Source organism: Peptostreptococcus faecalis (assembly GCF_900240845.1).
GTDB lineage: Bacteria > Bacillota > Clostridia > Peptostreptococcales > Peptostreptococcaceae > Peptostreptococcus > Peptostreptococcus faecalis.
The window spans coordinates 297034-317160 of the sequence record NZ_OERU01000001.1 but is presented as its reverse complement, the minus strand read 5'-3'; the positions used below and the strand labels follow the sequence as shown (position 1 = coordinate 317160).

The window sequence follows — 20127 nt, the reverse complement described above, 5'->3', positions numbered from 1 at the left end:
TAAAAAATGACTACAGAACAAATTCAAGCAATGCAACAAAAAGAGCTAAATAAACGCCTATGGGATATAGCTAATGATCTTAGGGGCAATATGGAAGCTAGTGAATTTAAAAACTACATACTAGGACTTATATTTTATAGATACCTATCAGCAAAAACTGAAAATTACGCAAATAACTTGCTAAAAGAAGATGGTATTACATATGCTGAAGCTTGGAAAGATAATGAACTTAGAGACGCACTAGAAGAAGAGCTTATAAAAAATATTGGGTATTGTATAGAGCCTGAAAATCTATTCTCTAGCCTACTAGCACTTGATAAAACAGGAGAGTTTTCAGTAGAGGATTTACAAAGGGCAATCAAGGCAATTGAAAGCTCTACTCTAGGTCAAGAGTCAGAAGACGATTTTGATAATTTGTTTGATGATATGGACTTACAAAACTCGAGACTTGGAAGAACTAACGAGGAAAAATCAAAACTTCTTATTAAGGTAATGCACAATATCGCAGCTATAGACTTTCACTTTGAAGATGCTGAAATTGATATTATAGGGGATGCTTATGAGTATTTAATATCTCAATTTGCAGCCACTGCTGGAAAGAAGGCTGGAGAGTTTTATACACCTCAACAGGTATCTGAAATTCTAGCACGCATTACAACACTTGGAAAAGATAAGGTACGTAGTGTATATGACCCAACGTGTGGATCTGGATCTTTACTTCTTCGTGTAGGTAAAAAAGCTAAAGTATTTAACTACGTTGGTCAAGAATTGACTTCAACAACATACAACCTAGCTAGAATGAATATGTTATTACATGGTGTAAAATATGATAGATTTGATATAAAAAACGTTGATACACTAACTGAACCAGACGCTGCAGGGACTTCAAAATATGAAATAATTGTAGCTAATCCTCCATACAGTGCAAAATGGGAGGCAAAACCAGAATGGATAAATGATCCTAGATTTAGTAACTATGGTAAGCTAGCTCCTAAATCAAAAGCAGATTTTGCTTTTATTCAGCACATGGTATATCACTTAGATGATAATGGAGTTATGGCGGTAGTACTGCCTCATGGAGTATTGTTTAGAGGTGCAGCAGAAGGAGTAATCAGAAAAGTATTAATAGAAAAGTATAATTATCTAGATGCTGTAATTGGGTTGCCTGCTAATATATTCTTTGGAACTAGTATTCCAACTTGTATTTTAATATTTAAAAAGTGTAGAGAACAAGAAGATAATATATTATTTATTGATGCGTCAAATGAATTTGAAAAAAACAAAAATCAAAACAGATTAACTGATGCCAACGTTGAAAAAATAGTAAACACGTATAAAAATAGAGAAACAATTGATAAGTATAGCTACGTAGCACCAATGAGTGAGATTGAAGAAAATGATTATAACTTAAATATACCTCGTTATGTAGATACATTTGAAGAAGAGACAGAAATTGATTTAGATGATATAAAAAGACAGCTAGAAGAAATTGACAAAGAAATTGAACTAGCAAATAAGAAACTTCAAGTGTATTTTGATGAATTGGGGGTGTAGTAGTGAAAGAGAAACAAAAGGCTCCTAAACTTCGATTTAAGGGATTTAAAGATGATTGGGAACAATGCAAAGTAAAAGAAATTTTCACTATTACACGTGGGTAAGTTCTTGCTGCAATAGAAACAAATGAAAAACAAACTGAAGAAAATCCATATCCAGTATATTCCTCTCAAACTAAAAATAATGGTCTTATGGGATATTATAAAGATTTCTTATTTGATACGGCAATTACTTGGACAACTGATGGAGCAAATGCAGGTACTGTCAATTATAGAGAAGGAAAATTTTATAGTACAAATGTTAATGGTGTATTGCTTTCAGAAAAAGGATATGCAAATAAGGCAATTGCTGAAGCAATAAATAAAGTTGCATGGAAGTGGGTTTCACATGTTGGAAATCCTAAATTAATGAATAATGTTATGGGAAATATATTAATTTCAATTCCACAAGGAATTGAAGAACAAAAAAAAATAGGTGAATTTTTCAAGCAAATAGATGATACTATATCACTTCATCAGCGAAAGTTAGATTTGCTAAAAGAACAGAAAAAAGGATTATTGCAAAAGATGTTTCCTAAAAAGGGAAAAACTGTACCAGAAATTCGATTTAAAGGATTTACTGATGATTGGAAAAGTGATTATTTTGAAAATATATTTGATTTTCCTGTTTCAACAAATTCATTATCAAGATCACAATTAAATTATGATTATGGAGAAATTAAGAGTGTTCATTATGGAGATATTCTAGTAAATTATGACTCAGTTCTTGATATTACAAAAGATGAAATTCCTTATATAACTGATGGAAAGATAGAAAAGTATGGAACCAATTTACTTAAAAATAAGGATTTGATATTTGCTGATGCTGCGGAAGATAAAACAGTTGGAAAGGCAGTTGAAGTACATGGATTACATGATGAATTTCTTGTTTCGGGACTTCATACTATAGTTGCGAGACCAAAAGAAGAAATAGCCGATTTTTTTTATGGATATTATATAAATTCATATAACTATCGTAGACAACTTTTGCGATTAATACAGGGAACAAAAATTTCATCAATTAGCAAAAGTAATTTACAGAAAACAATTGTGTCTTACCCTAAAAGTATCAACGAACAAAGATGTATAGGAAGTTTTTTTAGGTCTATTGATGATCTTATTTATTTGAATAATATTAAGATTGATTTGCTAAAAGAACAGAAAAAAGGATTCTTACAGAAAATGTTTATATAATAAAAAATTATAATGGATTTGACTGTAAGATTATATTATAGTGAAAATAAAATAGAAGGGTCTAAAATGATTAAGAGAAAAATTTTGATAGTTGATGATGATATATATATATCAAACGTGCTATTTGAAGTTTTGAGCAGAGAAGGATATGAGGTTTTAATTGCATATTCAGGAACGGAAGCTTTATTAGTTTTATCTGAATTCAATCCAGATCTTATCCTGTTGGATTTAATGTTACCAGGATTAAATGGAGAAGATATTTTACCAAAAATTAAAGATATACCTGTAATTATAGTAAGTGCTAAAGTTGATATGGATAATAAAGTAGATTTACTACTGGGAGGTGCTTGTGATTACATTACAAAACCTTTTGATATAAAAGAAATTTTAGCTAGAATTTGCGTCCATCTTAGAAGTTCAACCTCTTTTCAAGCAAATTCAATTTTAATTTTTAAAGATCTAAAACTAAATATCAATACTCAAACTGCATCTGTTGAAGAACGGGAAATAAATCTTACAAGAACAGAAAGCTCTATATTAAAAGTGCTTATGAAAAATCAAACACAAGTAGTAGCCAAATCAGTATTATTAGATAGCATAAGCTATGATACTCCAGACTGCACGGAAAGCTCTCTTAAAATACATGTTAGTAACTTACGAAAAAAACTTCGTAAAATAGATGATAGAGATTATATAGAAGCAGTTTGGGGAATTGGTTACAAGTTAGTATAATTATAAATCTTTACCATTTATTTACAATTTGTTTACCAATTTCTTTACAGTAAGTTAGTAATATATAACTATATATTACAGAGGAGGTAAACTATATGAACTATGTACTTATAACAAATAAACTAAGTAAAAAATATGGGGATTTTAAGGCTTTGAATGGGCTTGACATGCACATACAAAAAGGGGCTATATATGGATTGTTGGGTAAAAATGGATCTGGAAAGACAACACTTATTAGACTAATATGTGGATTGCAAAACCCAACATCAGGTGAATATTTACTATATGGTAAAACTAATACAAATAAAGATATCGTTAAGTCAAGAAAAAGAATAGGTGCAGTCGTAGAAACACCATCAATTTATATGAATATGACAGCAGAAGAAAATTTAAAACAGCAATATATAATATTAGGTCTACCAAATTACAAAAATTCAAAAGAGTTGCTTAAACTAGTAGGGTTAAGTAATACTGGTAAAAGAAAAGTAAAGAACTTCTCTCTAGGTATGAAACAAAGGCTTGGAATTGCAATAGCACTTGTAGGGAATCCTGACTTTTTGGTATTAGATGAACCAATAAATGGACTAGATCCACAAGGCATTATAGAAATAAGAGAATTGATTTTAAGGCTAAATAGAGAGATGCGAATAACTATTTTGATTTCAAGTCATATTCTAGATGAACTTTCAAAACTTGCAACTCACTACGGATTTATAGATAATGGAAAAATAGTAAAAGAAATAAGCTCAAATGACCTTGATAAAATTTGTCGAAAATGTATTTGTATGGAGGTAAGCGATGTAAAATCTCTTTTAAAAATACTTGATGAAAGAAATATTGAATATAAAATACTCACTGATCAAAAAGTAGAAATTTTTGCAGAAATTAATGTTTCAGATATAGTGATTGAGTTAGAAAAATTTAACTGTAATGTAAAAACAATATATAAACAAGATGAAAGCTTAGAGAGTTATTTCATAAACCTTGTAGGGGGTGGTAAATATGCGTAAGTTAATCTATGCAAACCTTGTAAGGATTATGATAAATAAGATATTTTGGATTATGTTTTTTATAATTTCAATTTTCGAAGTGATTGCCTGTTTCAAATTAAGCGCAAATTCTACACCAATAGAATTTACCTTATTTATTACTTTCCAGGTAATTAGTATTGTTATTGCAATTTATTTCAGTTTATTTTTAGGGACAGAATATAGTGATGGTACTGTACGAAATAAAATTATTATTGGTCATAAAAGAGAAAATATTTATTTTGCAAATCTAATAACTGGAATATTAAGTATTACTATTATGTATATACTTATAATTTTAGTGGGATTAATTATGGGACTTTTATTAGGGGGAGAGTTTAACTATAGTATAGAAAAAATACTAGCTGCAGGAATAGTAATCTGGTTTGCATGTATTTCTTATATCTCTATATTTAATCTAGTAGGTATGATTTCGTTGAGTAAAGCAAATTCTTCAATTATATCTTTGTTAATATCATTTTTCACGATTTTTTTTGGAATATATGTAACAAACAAGCTTTCTAGTCCAAAATTAAATAAAATTTATGTATTTTTATATGAATTTAATCCCTGGGGGCAAATATTAGAAGGAATTAAAATAAATATGGAATCTCCTTGGAAATTAATAAGTTACGCCATATTATTATCTATAATAACAACTGTCGTAGGTCTTATTATTTTTAGAAAAAAAGATTTAAAATAAGAGGTGGTGATGGTATGGCTCTTCATTTGTTATTAATTATATTTCTAATAATAATAGTTGTATTTTTACTTAAAATTACTCTTATTAAAAAAGATATTAAAAGCATAGAAAACGAGTTTAAGGAGATTATTATAAATGAAAGCAATACCTTATTATCCACAAACTCAAGAGATAAACAAGTTAGAAGTATAGTAATGAAACTAAATGAGCAACTAATATTATTGCACGAACAAAGACAGCAATATTTGAGTGGAAACCAAGATTTAAGAGACTCTGTTGTTAATATTTCTCATGATTTAAGAACTCCATTGACCGCTATCTGTAGTTATTTAGAACTATTAGAAGACGAAGAAAAAACACCTGCGGTTGAAAAATATATAAATATAATTAATGGAAGAGTAAGAGTGATGAGAAGTCTTTCAGAAGAGCTTTTTTACTATTCAATATCAAAAACACCTAAAATAGATCAAAATACTGAAAAAGTGATTATTAATGACATATTAGAAGAAAGTATTGCAGGATTTTATACAATACTAAATGAGCATCATATTGTACCCAATATAAAAATGCCCGAAAAGAAGGTAGTCAGAAATCTTAATAGGATAGCTTTAATTCGAGTATTTTCAAATGTATTGGAGAATATAATTAAATATACTGATGGAGATTTAGATATAAACTTACTGGAAACAGGTGAATTAATTTTTTCTAATACAACTTCAGAGATGGATGAAATAAAAGTTGGAAAAATATTTAATCGATATTATACAGTTAAATCAGGAGAAAATTCTACTGGAATGGGACTAAGCATTACAAAGGCGCTTATTGAACAGATGGATGGTTTTATATATGCCGAATATAAAAATAATAAATTAAAAATACATATTACATTTTAAAATGAATAAATCTTTCTAATTTTATTTACAATGAAATCCTAAAACCTACATAATTGTATAAATTAAAATAAGAAAACTCTACCTTTTTTACCATTTCAACACAAGCAAAAATAAGTAAAGGAGCATCAAAATTTGATGCTCCTTATTTATACTATACTGTTTCTGGTTCTTCGTAGTCTACACCGAATGTATCTACAGTCATTTTTTTAATTTTTTGATCCTCAAGAGGTCTATCTCCACGTCCTGTCTTAGTTTCTGCTATTGCATCCATTGTCTCTATGCCTTCGATAACTCTACCAAAGCTTGCATATTGACCATCTAAGTGAGGAGAGTTCTTGTGCATTATAAAAAATTGTGATCCAGCTGAGTTTGGACTCATAGATCTTGCCATTGAAAGAACTCCTCTTTCATGTTTTAAATTATTTGTAAATCCGTTTGAAGTAAATTCTCCAGATATTGAATACCCTGGACCACCCATTCCAGAACCGTTTGGGCAACCTCCTTGTATCATAAATCCTTCGATAACTCTGTGGAATATCAATCCATCATAATATCCCTTATTTATAAGAGAGATAAAGTTTTTTACTGTGTTTGGAGCGATATTGGGATAAAGCTCTGCCTTCATTATGTCTCCATTTTCCATTTCTATTGTAACTATTGGATTATTTTGCTGCATTTTTTCACCTCGTAAAATATATTTTATTAAATTTTTTCAACTTCTGGTGTAAGGTTAGGTACTAATTGTTTCTTTCTAGAAACTAGACCGTCTACGTATACACCTTGAGAAGGTTCAACATTAAAAGCATTACCGACAATGTGATCAGGTGATTTGTAAAGTAAGTAAGATCCTTCATTTATAATATCAGTGATTACTAGATATAGCATATCAAATTCAGCACTATTTATATAATCTAAGAAATCTTCTTTCTTATCCATCACAGAATCTATGTCAAGAGTCATTACTTGACCGATTCCTACATTTTTTCCTCCCATATCAAATGCTTTAAAGTCCATATTGACGATTTCTTCAATAGAGTACCCATCAAGAGATGTTCCTGCTTTGAACATTTCCATTCCATATTCTTCAATGTCAACACCTGCAATTTCTGCTAGTTTTTTTGCAGCAGAAATATCGTATTCAGTAGTAGTTGGAGATCTGAATATCAAAGTATCTGATAATATCGCTGACAACATTAATCCAGCAATTTCTCTTGGTATTTCAATTTCATTTTCCTTATACATTGAGTAAAGTATAGTGTTAGTACATCCTACTGGCTTTAAATTCATTGAAAGAGGAGTAGAAGTAGTCATTCCTCCTAGTTTGTGGTGATCCACGATTTCTACTATTGTAGCTTTTTCTAGTCCATCTACACTTTGACCAAATTCATTGTGATCGACAAGACAACACTCGTCACCTTCCTCTACAGAGTTAATTATCTTTGGTGCTTCTACTCCAAAGTAATTTAAAACGAATGCGGCTTCCTTTTTAGGTTCGCCTAGGCAACAAGCAATAGCATCTATTCCAAGTGATTTTTTTAAATAAGTCATTGATAAACATGAACAGATAGAATCTGTGTCAGGATTTTTATGACCGAAAACTAATAGACTCATATTAAATTTCTCCCTTCTATTTTTAAAACTTATACATTAAATATTATACCAAATTATAAAACAAAATGATGTATTTTGTGAAATAAAAGTTTAAATTTATTTAAGCAAGAATATATTATGAAATATGTTATGTGTTATAATTGTTAGATATTAATATTAAATTAGCAATGTAGGCGAAAGATAGTATTCTACAATTGAATTTAACTGGGTGATTGATTCCATTAAATCTGGGCGATTGATTCCACTAGATATAGAAACTAATATAAATTTGATTCAAAAAGGTAGGAAGATAATAGTGAATAAGATTAAAAAAAATTTTCAGAAAGAATTAGAAAAAATAATAGATATCAATCGAGAAATTGGTAAAATACCAAAGCTGTTGTTACATAGTTGTTGTGGACCATGTAGCAGCTACTGTTTAGAGTATTTATCAAATTACTTTGAAATAACAGTTTTTTATTATAATCCTAATATTTATCCTTCTGATGAGTATTGGTATAGAGTAGAAGAACAGCAAAAAATAATAGAATTAACCGACGCAAAAAATCTAATACGAATGATTGAAGGGAAGTATGAAACTGATAAATTCTACAAAATGGCTAAAGGGTTGGAACATGAGCCAGAAGGTGGAAAAAGATGTATCAAGTGCTATGAAATGAGATTGAAAGAAGCAGCAAAAATAGCAAAAGAATTTGATTTTGACTATTTTACAACGACTCTTACAATCAGCCCTCACAAAAATTCACAAAAGTTAAATGAAATAGGCGAATTAGTTGGAGAAATAGTAGGTGTAAATCATTTGCCATCTGATTTTAAGAAGAATAATGGATATAAGAGATCATGTGAAATTGCAAAAAATTATGGCTTATATAGACAGGATTATTGCGGGTGTGTATTTTCAAAAAGGGAATCAGAGATAAGAGAAATAAAACAAGAAAAGAAAAAAATAAGAGAGAGCATGAACGACTTGAATAAAAGTCTTAATAAGAATTATATGATAAGTGCGGAAGATATAATTATAGAAAAACTTTGTAGCAGCGAAGAATACAAAAATGCATCCACTATATTTTCTTACGTAGGTGTATATCCGGAGATAGATACATCAAAATTTATAACAAGAGCATTAGAAGAAGGTAAGAGAATATGCGTGCCTTATTGCATTGACAAAGAAACAATGCTGACATATGAGATTAACTCTATAGATGATTTACGACCTGGTAAATTCGACATACCAGAGCCAGATCCAGAAAAATTGGAAGAGGTAAAAAGAGAAGAAGTTGATTTAATAATCGTTCCATGTTGTACAGTAGATTTACAAGGAAATAGACTGGGATTTGGACGAGGATATTATGATAGATATTTAGAAGTTTCAAACGCAGAAAAAGTAATTTTGATTAGAAAAAAGCAGATGATAGACAAGGTACCAGTCGAAAGTCACGATATAAAAATAGAAAAAATAATTTTTGAATAAGAGGTGAGAAAATTGATATCAATAAAAAATGTAACTAAGAAATACGGAGATAAGTTGGCACTAAATGACATAAGTTTAGACATTAAAGATGGTGAAATTTTTGGTCTTATAGGTCATAATGGAGCAGGAAAATCGACAACTATCAAATCCCTGGTAAGTATTATAGACCCTACTATTGGAGAGATTTGGATAGATGAAAAAGAATTATCTAAAAATAGAAATGAAATTAAAAAAATGATAGGTTATGTATCGGATTCACCAGATATGTTTTTAAAAATGCAAGCTTTGGAATTTTGGAGATTTATAGCTGATATATATGAAGTTCCAGAAAATGAAGTAGATTCTAGGTTAGAATTTCTTTACTCAGAGTTTGATATGAAAAAAAATGCTAATGGTATAATTGAAGATTTTTCTCACGGAATGAGACAAAAAACTTTTCTTATAGCAGCACTTTTACCAAATCCTAGAATTTGGATACTCGATGAACCTATGACTGGATTGGATCCACAGTCCGCATATAATCTAAAAGAGCTTATGAAAAAACATGCACAAGAGGGTAATACTGTACTTTTTTCAACTCACGTTTTAGAAGTAGCTGAGCAATTATGTGACAGAATTGGAATATTGAGCAAAGGGAAATTACTGTTTGTTGGAACAATGGACGAGTTAAGAGGAATACATCCAGGAAGATCTCTAGAAGAAATTTACTTGGGCATGGTAAATTCAGCAGAAAATACTATAGATATTGTCAACGAACCAGAAAATGAAAAGTAGGTGTGCTTATGTTTAAAATTAATAAAGTTTTTAAAAAGATATTTTTTATAAATTTACTATATGCAAATCCTATGGCAACGAGGCAGCTGCAGCAATCTGAAAAATACAAAGGAAATCAATCTGCATTGTATAAGGCTTTATTTTATAAGTCTTATATGTTGGGAATGATACTGGTGTTAGGTTTATATAGTTTATTTTTATTCCCGATACCATTTGATAAGGCGCCATTTATGTTGGATTATATGTTAGCATTTTTTATAGTGATGGCTGTTTTTCAGACTTTTACAATTTATTTTAATATATTTTATGAAAGCAAAGACGCACAGTGGTATATGCCATTGCCAATAAATGAAAAGACTGTATATACTGCAAAGTTAGCAGTGGTGTCCTTTGTTGCAATGCAACTAGTAGTACCAATAGTTCCTCTTATCACTATATTCTTTTTTAAAAATGGATATGGGGCGATATCTCTTCTATATGGAATAGTAGACTTTTTGATATGCACTATTTTAGTAGTTGTTGTGAATATGATACTTTTAAATATTTTATCAAAAGTTGCCGTATTATCCAAATTTAAAACGAGTATAATGACAGTTATCAACACGGTTGTATTAGTGTTAAACATCGGCGTTATCTTATGGCTTCAGAATTTTGCATCAGATTTTGTGGAAAAAATGGTAGGTGGAGGCGATCCAAAATACGGATTATTATCTAGTATTTTTCTATCTAATATAGGTCATATATTACTTATGGTAGGCATACTTTTAGTGTCACTGCTTTTGTATAAGTTAATTACAGGAAGGCTAGAAGGTCATTTCTATAGGTATATCAACTTAATTCAGAAAAGCGGTGGAACTACTAACAATATTAAAAAAGAAGAAGCAAATGATAAAAAACAGGGTAAGGCACCAAAAAATAAGGGGTCAAAGATTAAAAACACATTTTTGAAGTATAATTTTAAGCTGATTTCAGATCATAATGTTATCACTCAATCGATGCTTATGCCTCTTTTATTCCCAGCTATTATGGTATTTTCTGCAAGCAGAGGAAGTGACGGCGGCGAATTTATGGAAATTATAGCACAGAATAATTTGCTTGTAGGTGTAGCTATTGGATTTTTTATCGCGATACTATTAAGTTTTGGTGCAACGGGATTGCCGAGTATAATGATATCTTTGGATGGTAAAAATTATGACTATATAAAGAGTTTACCTATGGATAGGAAAAGTTATTTTTTAAAGAAATTAAAGTTTTCTGTTGTAGTTTCATCTATACTACCCGTGTTACTTTTATTAGGAGCATTAATTTACCTTGGAGTTGATGTTATGAGTATAGTTATAAGTATAGTTATTTATCTGACTACTTATTTCTTCATATCATCACAGTGGTTGATGTATGATTATAACAATGTATTGACAGATTGGCAAAATATTACTGAGATAAATTCTAGAATGAGTAAGACGACTACTTTTCTAATAATTTTACCAGCGATATTTGTTGTTGTTTTTCTACTTACAATGATTATTGTTCTGGCAGAAGCAATAGGTGCAATACCTATGATTGTAGGGATATTAGTTTTATTTTTACTGCTTTGCTTGATATGTTCATTTAGACTTAGAAGATTTTTTAAAAAAATATCAAAATAAAATACAAATTAGTATAATAATATAAATAAATACAACAAATATAAATCAGCATAAAAATCAAAATAAGTACAAAAAAAATGATGGGGCATACCCATCATTTTTTTCTTATTTATTTTGGCTTTTAATTTGGTAATATGTATTTGTCTTAAGATTAAAGTGATTTTACAGCTTCTAATGCTTTATCGTAATCAGGGTGGTTAGTGTTTTCTGATACATATTCAACGTATCTAACAACATTATCCTTGTCGATTACTACAATACCTCTGTTAAGAAGTCTGAATTCTTCCATTAAAAATCCGTAGTTAACTCCGAAAGAAGTATCCTTATAATCAGAAACTACAATTGCATTTTCTATATCTTTTGCACCACAAAATCTTGCCTGAGCAAATGGTAAGTCACAGCTTATAGTTATTATTGCAGTGTCTTTCAGTTCTGCAGCTTCTTTGTTAAATCTGATTGTCTGTAATTCACAAACGCCAGTATCTACTGAAGGTACAACACTTATAAGCTTAACCTTTCCTTCAACATCTGCTAAAGAAAAAGGACTTAAGTCAGCATTAAGACATGTGAAATCAGGAGCCTTATCTCCTACCTTTATTTCTTTTCCTAGTAATGTTACAGGGTTTCCTGCAAAAGTTGTAACCGATCTCTTTTCCATATTATTTCCTCCAAGTTATCATTTATATTTTTGTCTAGCGTTATTGCTAGGCTTATTTAATTTCTTATGATACTAATTATACCCAAGAGAAAAGACAATATTCATTTTTTAAAAAAAATTCTAGAAAATTTGCTTTATTTTAAGTTTATTTTTTTACTTAAATAACATAAATATGGGTATTTAAAACAACTATAGAAAAAAATGTATCAAACAAAAAATACATAAAAAAATAAGCTTAATATATATGGAGGTAAAATTATGATAGATATAGGGGCACACCTTTCAGTAGCGAAAGGATTCTTGCCAATGGCAGAGGAAGCGAAGGCTATGAATGCAACAACATTTTCTTTTTTCACTAGAAATCCTAGGGGTGGAAAAGCAAAGGAAATAGATATGGATGATATAAATGCTTTTAATAAATATTTAGAAGAAAATAATTTTGCAAAACTTGTGGCTCATGCACCGTACACATTAAATGCAGCAAGTGCTACAGAAAAGACTAGAGAATTTGCACTTCAAGCCATGAAAGAAGACTTGGAGAGATTGGAACTTATACCGGGGAATTACTATAATTTTCATCCTGGAAGTCATGTAAAACAAGGAAGTGAAAAAGGAATAGCGTTGATCTCTGATATGTTAAATGAAGTATTGACTGAAGATATGACTACAACTGTTCTTCTTGAAACTATGGCTGGAAAAGGTACGGAAGTAGGAAGAAATTTTGAGGAAATTGCAGAGATAATAAAAAGAGTTAATCTAAAAGAAAAAATAGGAGTATGCTTAGATACTTGTCATGTAAGTGATGGTGGATACGATATAGCAAATGATCTGGATAAAGTAATAGAAGAGTTCGATAATGTAGTAGGTATAGAAAAGTTGAAAGCTCTCCATGTTAATGATAGTAAAAACCCAGTTGGATCGCATAAAGATAGACATGAAAAAATAGGAGAAGGGTATTTAGGGATAGACACTTTTAAAAAAGTTGTGAATCATCCGTATTTAAAAAATCTGCCTATGATTTTAGAAACACCTAATGATTTTGAAGGCTACAAAAAAGAAATCGAGTTGTTGAAAAGTTTATAATCAGTGTTATAATTATTATAATAGAAATGATTTTCGAGTGCATTTAATGATGAATAATATTACACTATTTATTAAATAATATTTCAATATATATCGACTCAATTGAGAATAAGAGATGTTGATTTTTCAAAAGAAAAATAAAAATAATATTTACAATTGATAATAAAAAATGGTATAATTACATGAATATTAAATAAAAAAAGTTATTGGACGGAATTTAAATGAACTTACTAAAGAAGTTTAATAAAATAAGGAGGTACTATTATGACATTGATAAGCAGAAGAGCATCAATTTTTTTGACGCTTTGTTTATTTCTAAATTCTATGAATAGAAATAAAGAGGAGTTAAAAAATACAAAGAATGGAAACACATTAAAGCTACCATCTTTTAAAAATGCACTAGAAGTCAAAAGCTCAATTGAAGGAAGAGTTAGATTTTTTGCTCCTATAGTAAAATCTAATGAAGCTGTTTCAGAAAGCTTAATTTCTCAAATAAAAAAAATACCAGTCATTAAAAAATGTGAAATAAATATAATCACAGGAACTATTTTGATAGAATATGATAGCTCTCAGGTAGATGCTCAAACTATTGAAGGTGCTGTTATAAAGCTATTAGGTATAGATAAGTTTATCGATGAAGGTAGAGTTTCTACTGTAAAAAAAGAGTCGGATTCTTTTATGTCTGCAGTTAATAATGGATTGTATGATTTTACAGGTGGATTATTTGATGTGAAATCTTTAGTAGCAGTACTTTTTATAGTAGGAGCTATTTATGATATAAAAAGATTTGGATTAAATAGAACTCCTGGATATCCAACTTTATTGTGGTGGAGTTCAAGGTTATTTTTAGAATAAATTAGTAATAACAAATTCTATAGATACAAATTCTTAAAATCAATATAAAAGGAGAAATATCAATTAATGTTTAGTTTGAAAGCGGCTATTTTTAACTTATTTTTTAAATTTGAAGTACTATCAGACTTACCTGGAAGACTTAGATTGAAGGTTAATAATTATAAAAAATTGCCCAAAGAGGCGGCAAATTATCAACAATATGCTATAGAAGCAATAGAGAGATTAGACGGAATAGAAGATGTGAAATTTAATTTTGTAATAGGAACTGTTTTGATAACATATGATAATAAAAAGACCAGTTCGCAAAAAATTATAAATTGGATTAAGAGTATAAAAAATTTAGTAGTTACTAATGTGGCTGTTATAAATAGTTTGACTGGTAAATCAGAAGAAGAGGCAAAAGAAATTCTTTTTGGAATACTAGACAAACATATTGAAGGAAAAAATTAAATATAATACTTTAATAAGGAGGATATATATTTGATTCAATCAGGAAACAATGTTTTTACGTTAAATGGTATAAGCATATCTAATACAAAAGGTAGATTGAGATTAAAATACAGTGGTCTTAGATATGGAAAAGCTATATATAAGGAACTAGTAAATCAAATAAAAGAAATATATTATATTAATCATGTAGAAATAAATTCGATTACTGAAACAATTTTAGTTAAATATGATGAAGTAGACGATACGGAAAATATTTCAGATTTAATAGAAGTAATAGACAATGTCGTTGAAGGTTTTTCGCTAGACATTTATAAAAATTATGTGGAAGAAAAAAATAATGAGTTAAAAGGAAAATATGATACAGAAGAGGCTTCCTCAAAAAAGCTGTTAGCAAGATTAGTTTTTAATGGAACTGTAATGCTTGGAACAAAAATATTTGGAAGTGCTCCTGTGATTCCAACAGGTAAAATATATGACAAATTCTTGACTGTGCCTGCATTAGCTAGTTTAGGTCTTACTTCACCATTATTCAAGACGGCATGGGATGGATTGGTCGATACAAAAAGACCTAACGCAGACTTTTTGACAGTAACATCAATTCTTGCAAGCTTAATGCTAGGAAATAGCATATCTGCGCTTACAATAATAGCTTTATCTGATATTGCTGAATTTATGACAGCATATACAGTTGAAAAAACTAGAAGTTCTATAAAAGATCTTTTGAATTTAGAACATGATACTACTTGGAAAATAGAAAAAGATGGAAGTATAAACAAGTGTAGTATTGATAAGGTAAGAAAAGATGACTTGGTAGTAATACATACTGGAGAAAAGATATGTGTTGACGGAGAAGTTGTAGATGGAGAAGCTATTGTAGACTTGAGCTCTGTATCAGGTGAATACTTACCTGTCATAAAAAAGGAAAAAGAAAAAGTTTTTGCAGGTGGACTGATTAAAAATGGAACAATAACTGTAAAGGCTGAAAAGGTAGGAGATGACACAGTTATCTCTAGAATAATAGATTTAGTTGAAAATAGTGCAACACAGCAGGCTCCAATTCAGAAGTATGCCGATAAATTTTCTAATTATTTAGTACCGCTGAATCTTTTGCTTAGTGCAGTGGTATACGGCGTTACTAGAAACACTACAAAAGCTCTTAATATGTTGGTAATAGACTATTCTTGTGGTATAAAACTATCTACTGCAACTGCGTTTTCAGCATCTATTAATAATTCTGTTAAAAATGGAGTTCTTATAAAGGGTGGTGCGTTTATAGAACAGCTTACCCTGACAGATACAATTATATTTGATAAGACAGGAACAATAACAGAGGGAAAACCAAAAATAAAAGACACATATGTAGATGAAAAATATACAGAAAGAGAACTGGTTAGATATGCATGTGCAGCGGAAGAATCTTCTTCACATCCACTTTCTTATTGTGTTTTGGAATATGGAAAATTGTTGGGAATAGAAATACCAAAGCATGGTGTAATAGAAACTGTTGTTGGAAGAGGTACATATACTGATGTAGATGGAGAAATAGTCAGAGTAGGAAATCTAAAGTTCATGAATGAAAATGGAATTTATCCTAGTAAAGAGGCGATAGATTTTGCAAGTGGATCTACACCTATATACGTATCATATGGATCTGATTTTATTGGGGTATTATCTGCTTTTGATAAACCTAGAAAAAATATTAAAAGAGCTATAAATATGATGAGATCTAATGGAATAAATGAAGTTGTAATGCTTACTGGAGATATGAAAAAACAGGCAAAGTTAGTAGCTAGTAAAGTAAATGCAGATTCATATAGAGCAGAGCTTCTGCCAGAAGACAAGGCTGATGAGATACTGAGAATGAAATCAGAGGGAACAGGTGTGATAATGGTTGGAGATGGAATAAATGATGCTCCAGCGCTATCATATTCTAATGTAGGTATATCTCTAGGTAGCAAGTCGACGGATGTAGCTATCGAAACTTCTGATATAGTAATTAATGCTGATGATCCTATGATGATTCCAAGAGTTATGGGACTATCAAACAAGACAATGGAAATTGTAAAACAAAATTTTGCGCTAGTAATAGGTATAAATACAGTTGGTCTAGTATTGGGCGCAACTAGTAATATTTCTGTATTTTGGAGTGCAGTAATGCATAATATGAGTACTATTTTTGTAGTAGGAAACTCTTGTAGAGTGCTTCTTGATAAGTCGTTAAAAGGAGTAATATAATGACAAAAAAAAATAAAAAAAATTATTTAGAAGTTGATGTTGTGTTTTCTATTTCTGGTAGATTAAGGTTGAGAGTACACGAGTATCCTAATGATCCGCTGCTTTTATTGAATTCAATAAAAGAAGAATCACATATTAAAAAGGGTACATACTGTAGTGTTACAAAAACTTTTGTACTAGAATATGATGAAGATGTTATAAATTTAAATAAATTGATTTTGAATTTTTGTGGAGTCTACTCTAAAGATTTGAAAAAGAGTGAGATCAAAGTTAATTATAAATTATCTAAAAAGAATTCCATAGGTTACACAGCATTAGTATCTTTAGGATTTATAATCCTTGATTTAGGAATGAATTTCTTAGATATTGGAACGAATACTTCTCCGTATAAGACATTTATTCGATGGTGTGCTGTAGGTACTACAATAGGAGCAATTTTTCAACATGGATATATGGAACTAAATGAAAATGGAGCGTTTGACCCAGAAGTAATGTCTATAATGTATTTGGTCAACTCAATTAATAAAGCAAATACGGCTCCAGTTGGATCAAAAGAAGGGATGTACGCACCAGCTATTGCATGGGGACTGACTTTTGGTAGACATATACTTAGAAGAAAAAATAGATCTATTGTAATAGGTACTGTTTTAAAAAACGGAGAATTGAAAATTGTTAAAGAAGAAGATAAATCAACTTTCTTTAATCAATTTATGTCTTCATACTTTGATGTATATCAAAGAGCAAGTGTAAAGAGAAGTTTTTAAAATTTAAGAAAGAAGAAAGTATTATTCTTTCAATATAAAAAAGTATTTAATATTAAAGGAGGAAGTATTATGTGGATGCTTAATAAGAGAGCAGAATTAGTTAAAGGTATTGCAATTGGTGTAGGGGTTTGTGCAGTAGGTTATGTAGCTTATAAGAAAAATGAGGATGCTGTAAATTCATTTTTAAATGAACATGGATTTAATATATCTTCTGAAAACAATTCTGATTTTTATAGTATGTCTTTAGAAGAACTAATGGAAGCAAAAGAAACTATAGAAGATATAATTGCCGAAAAAGATTTAACAGGTGTTACAATAGTTTCTACAGAAGAATAATTAAAATTAAATAATTATATTGTTGACAATCTTTTTATTGTATGTTAAATTTAGTTTAGATAATTAAATAATATCTTCAGGGCAGGGTGAAATTCCCTACCGGCGGTATAGCCCGCGAGCGAAAGCTGATTTGGTGAAATTCCAAAGCCGACAGTAAAGTCTGGATGAAAGAAGATGAAAATATATAATAATTTAGATTATATGTTATGTATGTATATTTGCTCTGAAATGAAAAATCATTTCAGAGCTTTTTATTTTAAACATTTACTTGTTAAATAAATGTTAGAGAGCCCTGACTTTTTAGTTTGGACTCTCTATTTTTTTTTTGAAGGAAATATTTCTTGGGAGGTGATAGGTTGTCTGATAAGAATTATATGAGTATGGCAATTGAGCTTGCGAAAAAAGGATGTGGATGGGTAAATCCAAATCCAATGGTAGGAGCTGTAATTGTAAAGGATAATAAGGTCATAGGTAAGGGTTATCATAAAAAGTGTGGTGAAGCTCATGCTGAGAGAGTAGCTCTGGCAGATTGTGAAGAATCACCTTTTGGAGCCACTATATATGTAACTTTAGAACCTTGCTGTCATTACGGAAAGACGCCTCCTTGTACACAAGCTATAATAGAGAGTGGAATAAAAAGAGTAGTAGTCGGTTCATTAGATCCCAATGAACTAGTAGCAGGACAAGGAATAAAAATTTTAGAAGACAATGGAATTGAAGTTGTAACTGGAATTTTAAAAGAAGAATGCGAAAAATTAAATACAGTTTTTTTCCATTATATAAATAAAAAAGTTCCATATATTGTAATGAAATACGCTATGACTATGGATGGAAAAATAGCTACTTATTCAGGTAAATCAAAATGGATTACAGGTGAGACGGCACGAAATAATGTTCAAGATGATAGAAATAGATACTCTGGGATAATGGTAGGTATAGGAACTGTTCTTGAAGACAATCCGATGCTTACTTGCAGAAAAGAAGGAGGGAAAAATCCAACTAGGATAATATGCGATACTAAATTAAAAACTCCTTTGGATTCTAATATAGTAAAAACAGCTAATCAAATTGAAACGATAATTGCAACATGTTGTGATGATAAAGTGAAGTTAGAAAAGTATAAAAATATGGGTTGCAAAATTATTCAACAAGATAAGTACAATGAAAAGATAAACTTAAAAGATTTAGTTGTTGAACTAGGAAAGATAGGAATTGATAGCATATTGCTAGAAGGTGGAAGCTCTCTAAATTGGTCAGCTCTAGAATCTGGAATAGTAAATAAGGTTCAAACATATATTGCTCCGAAATTATTTGGAGGGAAAAATGCAAAATCACCAATCGGTGGTCAAGGTGTTGATGAACCTGGAAAAGGATTTATGCTTTCTAATCCGACAATAGTTTATTTAGGAGAAGATATATTAATAGAGAGTGAGGTAGTAAATTGTTCACAGGAATAGTGGAAGAAGTAGGTGAAATTAAAACAATTAAAAGAGGTTCAAAATCGGCTATTCTATCTATTTCGGCTAATATGATATTAGAGGACGTTCATATTGGAGACAGTATTGCAGTAAATGGTATTTGCCTAACTGTTACAAGTTTTTCAAATAATGAATTTTCCGTAGACGTGATGCATGAAACGATCTCTAGATCATCTTTTAACGGTTTGAGTCAAGGATCAAAAGTCAACCTAGAAAGAGCAATGCATGTGAATGCAAGATTTGGAGGACATATAGTATCAGGTCATATAGACGGAATAGGAAAGATAGTATCAATAAAAAAAGATGATAATGCAATTTGGTATGAGATAAGTACAACTGACAATATACTAAAATATATAATTGAAAAAGGATCGATTGCAATTGACGGAATAAGTCTTACTGTTGCAAAGTTGACTGATAATAGCTTTAGTGTGTCGATTATACCTCATACTGTAGGAAATACTATTTTAGGATTTAAAAAAATAGGTGATGTTGTAAACCTAGAAAACGATTGTATAGGAAAGTACGTAGAAAAATTATTGAGTAACACGACAAAAAAGTCGGGTATTTCAAAAAGTTTTCTTTTGGAAAATGGATTTTAATTATTTTATAAATAGATATTTT

Annotated in this window: 20 protein-coding genes and 1 riboswitch; of the genes, 17 read left to right on the top strand and 3 right to left on the bottom strand. The window is 30.0% G+C overall.

Translation table 11 applies throughout. The features are described 5' to 3' along the window. Window positions 1-6 precede the first annotated feature (6 nt). The 6 genes from C0982_RS01540 to C0982_RS01515 all read left to right on the top strand — a co-directional run bounded on the left by C0982_RS01540 (window position 7) and on the right by C0982_RS01515 (window position 6142). A complete protein-coding gene (locus C0982_RS01540; protein WP_101772486.1) occupies window positions 7-1554 on the top strand; it encodes a type I restriction-modification system subunit M in 1548 nt (515 codons plus the stop codon). A gap of 116 nt (window positions 1555-1670) precedes the next feature. Beyond that, window positions 1671-2786, top strand: coding sequence for a restriction endonuclease subunit S (locus tag C0982_RS01535; protein ID WP_242961503.1), 1116 nt, complete (start codon window positions 1671-1673; stop codon window positions 2784-2786). Window positions 2787-2852: 66 nt separating this feature from the next. Continuing rightward, window positions 2853-3518, top strand: a complete 666-nt coding sequence (locus C0982_RS01530; RefSeq protein WP_101772485.1) for a response regulator transcription factor — start codon at window positions 2853-2855, stop codon at window positions 3516-3518. 95 nt (window positions 3519-3613) lie between these two features. Further along, window positions 3614-4528 (top strand): ATP-binding cassette domain-containing protein, encoded by a 915-nt coding sequence (locus C0982_RS01525; RefSeq protein WP_101772484.1) that lies wholly within the window; start codon window positions 3614-3616, stop codon window positions 4526-4528. Then, window positions 4521-5249 carry an ABC transporter permease subunit gene (locus C0982_RS01520; protein ID WP_101772483.1) on the top strand — a complete coding sequence of 243 codons (729 nt, stop codon included), beginning with the start codon at window positions 4521-4523 and terminating at the stop codon, window positions 5247-5249. The genes C0982_RS01525 and C0982_RS01520 overlap by 8 nt, the downstream gene beginning before the upstream one ends. Window positions 5250-5263: 14 nt before the next feature. After that, complete coding sequence (locus C0982_RS01515) at window positions 5264-6142, top strand: sensor histidine kinase (RefSeq protein WP_101772482.1); 879 nt, start codon at window positions 5264-5266, stop codon at window positions 6140-6142. Window positions 6143-6293: 151 nt separating this feature from the next. Here the strand turns inward: C0982_RS01515 and C0982_RS01510 are convergent, their stop codons facing one another. Both C0982_RS01510 and C0982_RS01505 read right to left on the bottom strand, forming a co-directional pair. Then, window positions 6294-6818: a peptidylprolyl isomerase gene (locus tag C0982_RS01510; protein WP_101772481.1), complete on the bottom strand. Its 525-nt coding sequence runs from the start codon at window positions 6816-6818 to the stop codon at window positions 6294-6296. 26 nt (window positions 6819-6844) lie between these two features. Continuing rightward, window positions 6845-7753: a manganese-dependent inorganic pyrophosphatase gene (locus C0982_RS01505; RefSeq protein ID WP_101772480.1), complete on the bottom strand. Its 909-nt coding sequence runs from the start codon at window positions 7751-7753 to the stop codon at window positions 6845-6847. A gap of 295 nt (window positions 7754-8048) precedes the next feature. Between C0982_RS01505 and C0982_RS10755 the strand changes: the two genes are divergently transcribed. The 3 genes from C0982_RS10755 to C0982_RS01490 are packed head-to-tail and all read left to right on the top strand — an operon-like array spanning window position 8049 to window position 11644. Then, entirely contained in the window at window positions 8049-9224 is a 1176-nt protein-coding gene (locus C0982_RS10755; RefSeq protein WP_101772479.1) for a 5-formyltetrahydrofolate cyclo-ligase, read from the top strand. A gap of 12 nt (window positions 9225-9236) precedes the next feature. Further along, the gene (locus C0982_RS01495) at window positions 9237-9998 is read left to right on the top strand and encodes an ABC transporter ATP-binding protein (RefSeq protein ID WP_101772478.1); all 762 of its coding nucleotides are present in this window, start codon (window positions 9237-9239) and stop codon (window positions 9996-9998) included. An 8-nt stretch (window positions 9999-10006) separates the two neighbouring features. Beyond that, a complete protein-coding gene (locus C0982_RS01490) occupies window positions 10007-11644 on the top strand; it encodes a hypothetical protein (RefSeq protein WP_101772477.1) in 1638 nt (545 codons plus the stop codon). Window positions 11645-11795: 151 nt separating this feature from the next. Here C0982_RS01490 and tpx read toward each other — a convergent pair whose 3' ends face one another. After that, window positions 11796-12302: a thiol peroxidase gene (gene tpx / locus C0982_RS01485; protein ID WP_101772476.1), complete on the bottom strand. Its 507-nt coding sequence runs from the start codon at window positions 12300-12302 to the stop codon at window positions 11796-11798. Window positions 12303-12560: 258 nt separating this feature from the next. On the opposite strand from tpx, the gene C0982_RS01480 reads away from it, so the two are divergent. From C0982_RS01480 to ribE, 8 genes are all read left to right on the top strand, one after another. Beyond that, a complete protein-coding gene (locus C0982_RS01480; RefSeq protein ID WP_101772475.1) occupies window positions 12561-13385 on the top strand; it encodes a deoxyribonuclease IV in 825 nt (274 codons plus the stop codon). Window positions 13386-13649: 264 nt separating this feature from the next. Beyond that, complete coding sequence (locus C0982_RS01475) at window positions 13650-14240, top strand: HMA2 domain-containing protein (RefSeq protein ID WP_101772474.1); 591 nt, start codon at window positions 13650-13652, stop codon at window positions 14238-14240. Between the two features lie 66 nt (window positions 14241-14306). Then, a complete protein-coding gene (locus C0982_RS01470) occupies window positions 14307-14690 on the top strand; it encodes an HMA2 domain-containing protein (protein WP_101772473.1) in 384 nt (127 codons plus the stop codon). A gap of 30 nt (window positions 14691-14720) precedes the next feature. Then, window positions 14721-16925: a heavy metal translocating P-type ATPase gene (locus tag C0982_RS01465; protein ID WP_101772472.1), complete on the top strand. Its 2205-nt coding sequence runs from the start codon at window positions 14721-14723 to the stop codon at window positions 16923-16925. After that, window positions 16925-17689 (top strand): hypothetical protein, encoded by a 765-nt coding sequence (locus tag C0982_RS01460; RefSeq protein ID WP_101772471.1) that lies wholly within the window; start codon window positions 16925-16927, stop codon window positions 17687-17689. The genes C0982_RS01465 and C0982_RS01460 overlap by 1 nt, the downstream gene beginning before the upstream one ends. A 69-nt stretch (window positions 17690-17758) precedes the next feature. Then, window positions 17759-18025 carry a hypothetical protein gene (locus C0982_RS01455; protein WP_101772470.1) on the top strand — a complete coding sequence of 89 codons (267 nt, stop codon included), beginning with the start codon at window positions 17759-17761 and terminating at the stop codon, window positions 18023-18025. A 68-nt stretch (window positions 18026-18093) separates the two neighbouring features. Next, a riboswitch (FMN riboswitch) is annotated at window positions 18094-18205 on the top strand. 194 nt (window positions 18206-18399) lie between these two features. Next, window positions 18400-19482, top strand: a complete 1083-nt coding sequence (ribD, locus tag C0982_RS01450) for a bifunctional diaminohydroxyphosphoribosylaminopyrimidine deaminase/5-amino-6-(5-phosphoribosylamino)uracil reductase RibD (RefSeq protein ID WP_330399751.1) — start codon at window positions 18400-18402, stop codon at window positions 19480-19482. After that, complete coding sequence (gene ribE, locus C0982_RS01445) at window positions 19467-20105, top strand: riboflavin synthase (protein ID WP_101772468.1); 639 nt, start codon at window positions 19467-19469, stop codon at window positions 20103-20105. Before ribD ends, ribE begins: the two co-directional genes overlap by 16 nt. The last annotated feature ends 22 nt before the right edge of the window (window positions 20106-20127 follow it).

Coding starts and splice junctions, on each gene's coding strand:
- C0982_RS01480 (WP_101772475.1), top strand. CDS start 12,561: ATGATAGATATAGGGGCACACCTTTCAGTAGCGAAAGGATTCTTGCCA.
- C0982_RS01515 (WP_101772482.1), top strand. CDS start 5,264: ATGGCTCTTCATTTGTTATTAATTATATTTCTAATAATAATAGTTGTA.
- C0982_RS01525 (WP_101772484.1), top strand. CDS start 3,614: ATGAACTATGTACTTATAACAAATAAACTAAGTAAAAAATATGGGGAT.
- tpx (WP_101772476.1), bottom strand. CDS start 12,302: ATGGAAAAGAGATCGGTTACAACTTTTGCAGGAAACCCTGTAACATTA.
- C0982_RS01460 (WP_101772471.1), top strand. CDS start 16,925: ATGACAAAAAAAAATAAAAAAAATTATTTAGAAGTTGATGTTGTGTTT.
- C0982_RS01520 (WP_101772483.1), top strand. CDS start 4,521: ATGCGTAAGTTAATCTATGCAAACCTTGTAAGGATTATGATAAATAAG.
- C0982_RS01540 (WP_101772486.1), top strand. CDS start 7: ATGACTACAGAACAAATTCAAGCAATGCAACAAAAAGAGCTAAATAAA.
- C0982_RS01530 (WP_101772485.1), top strand. CDS start 2,853: ATGATTAAGAGAAAAATTTTGATAGTTGATGATGATATATATATATCA.
- ribD (WP_330399751.1), top strand. CDS start 18,400: ATGAGTATGGCAATTGAGCTTGCGAAAAAAGGATGTGGATGGGTAAAT.
- C0982_RS01505 (WP_101772480.1), bottom strand. CDS start 7,753: ATGAGTCTATTAGTTTTCGGTCATAAAAATCCTGACACAGATTCTATC.
- C0982_RS01490 (WP_101772477.1), top strand. CDS start 10,007: ATGTTTAAAATTAATAAAGTTTTTAAAAAGATATTTTTTATAAATTTA.
- C0982_RS01455 (WP_101772470.1), top strand. CDS start 17,759: ATGTGGATGCTTAATAAGAGAGCAGAATTAGTTAAAGGTATTGCAATT.
- C0982_RS01510 (WP_101772481.1), bottom strand. CDS start 6,818: ATGCAGCAAAATAATCCAATAGTTACAATAGAAATGGAAAATGGAGAC.
- C0982_RS01470 (WP_101772473.1), top strand. CDS start 14,307: ATGTTTAGTTTGAAAGCGGCTATTTTTAACTTATTTTTTAAATTTGAA.
- C0982_RS01475 (WP_101772474.1), top strand. CDS start 13,650: ATGACATTGATAAGCAGAAGAGCATCAATTTTTTTGACGCTTTGTTTA.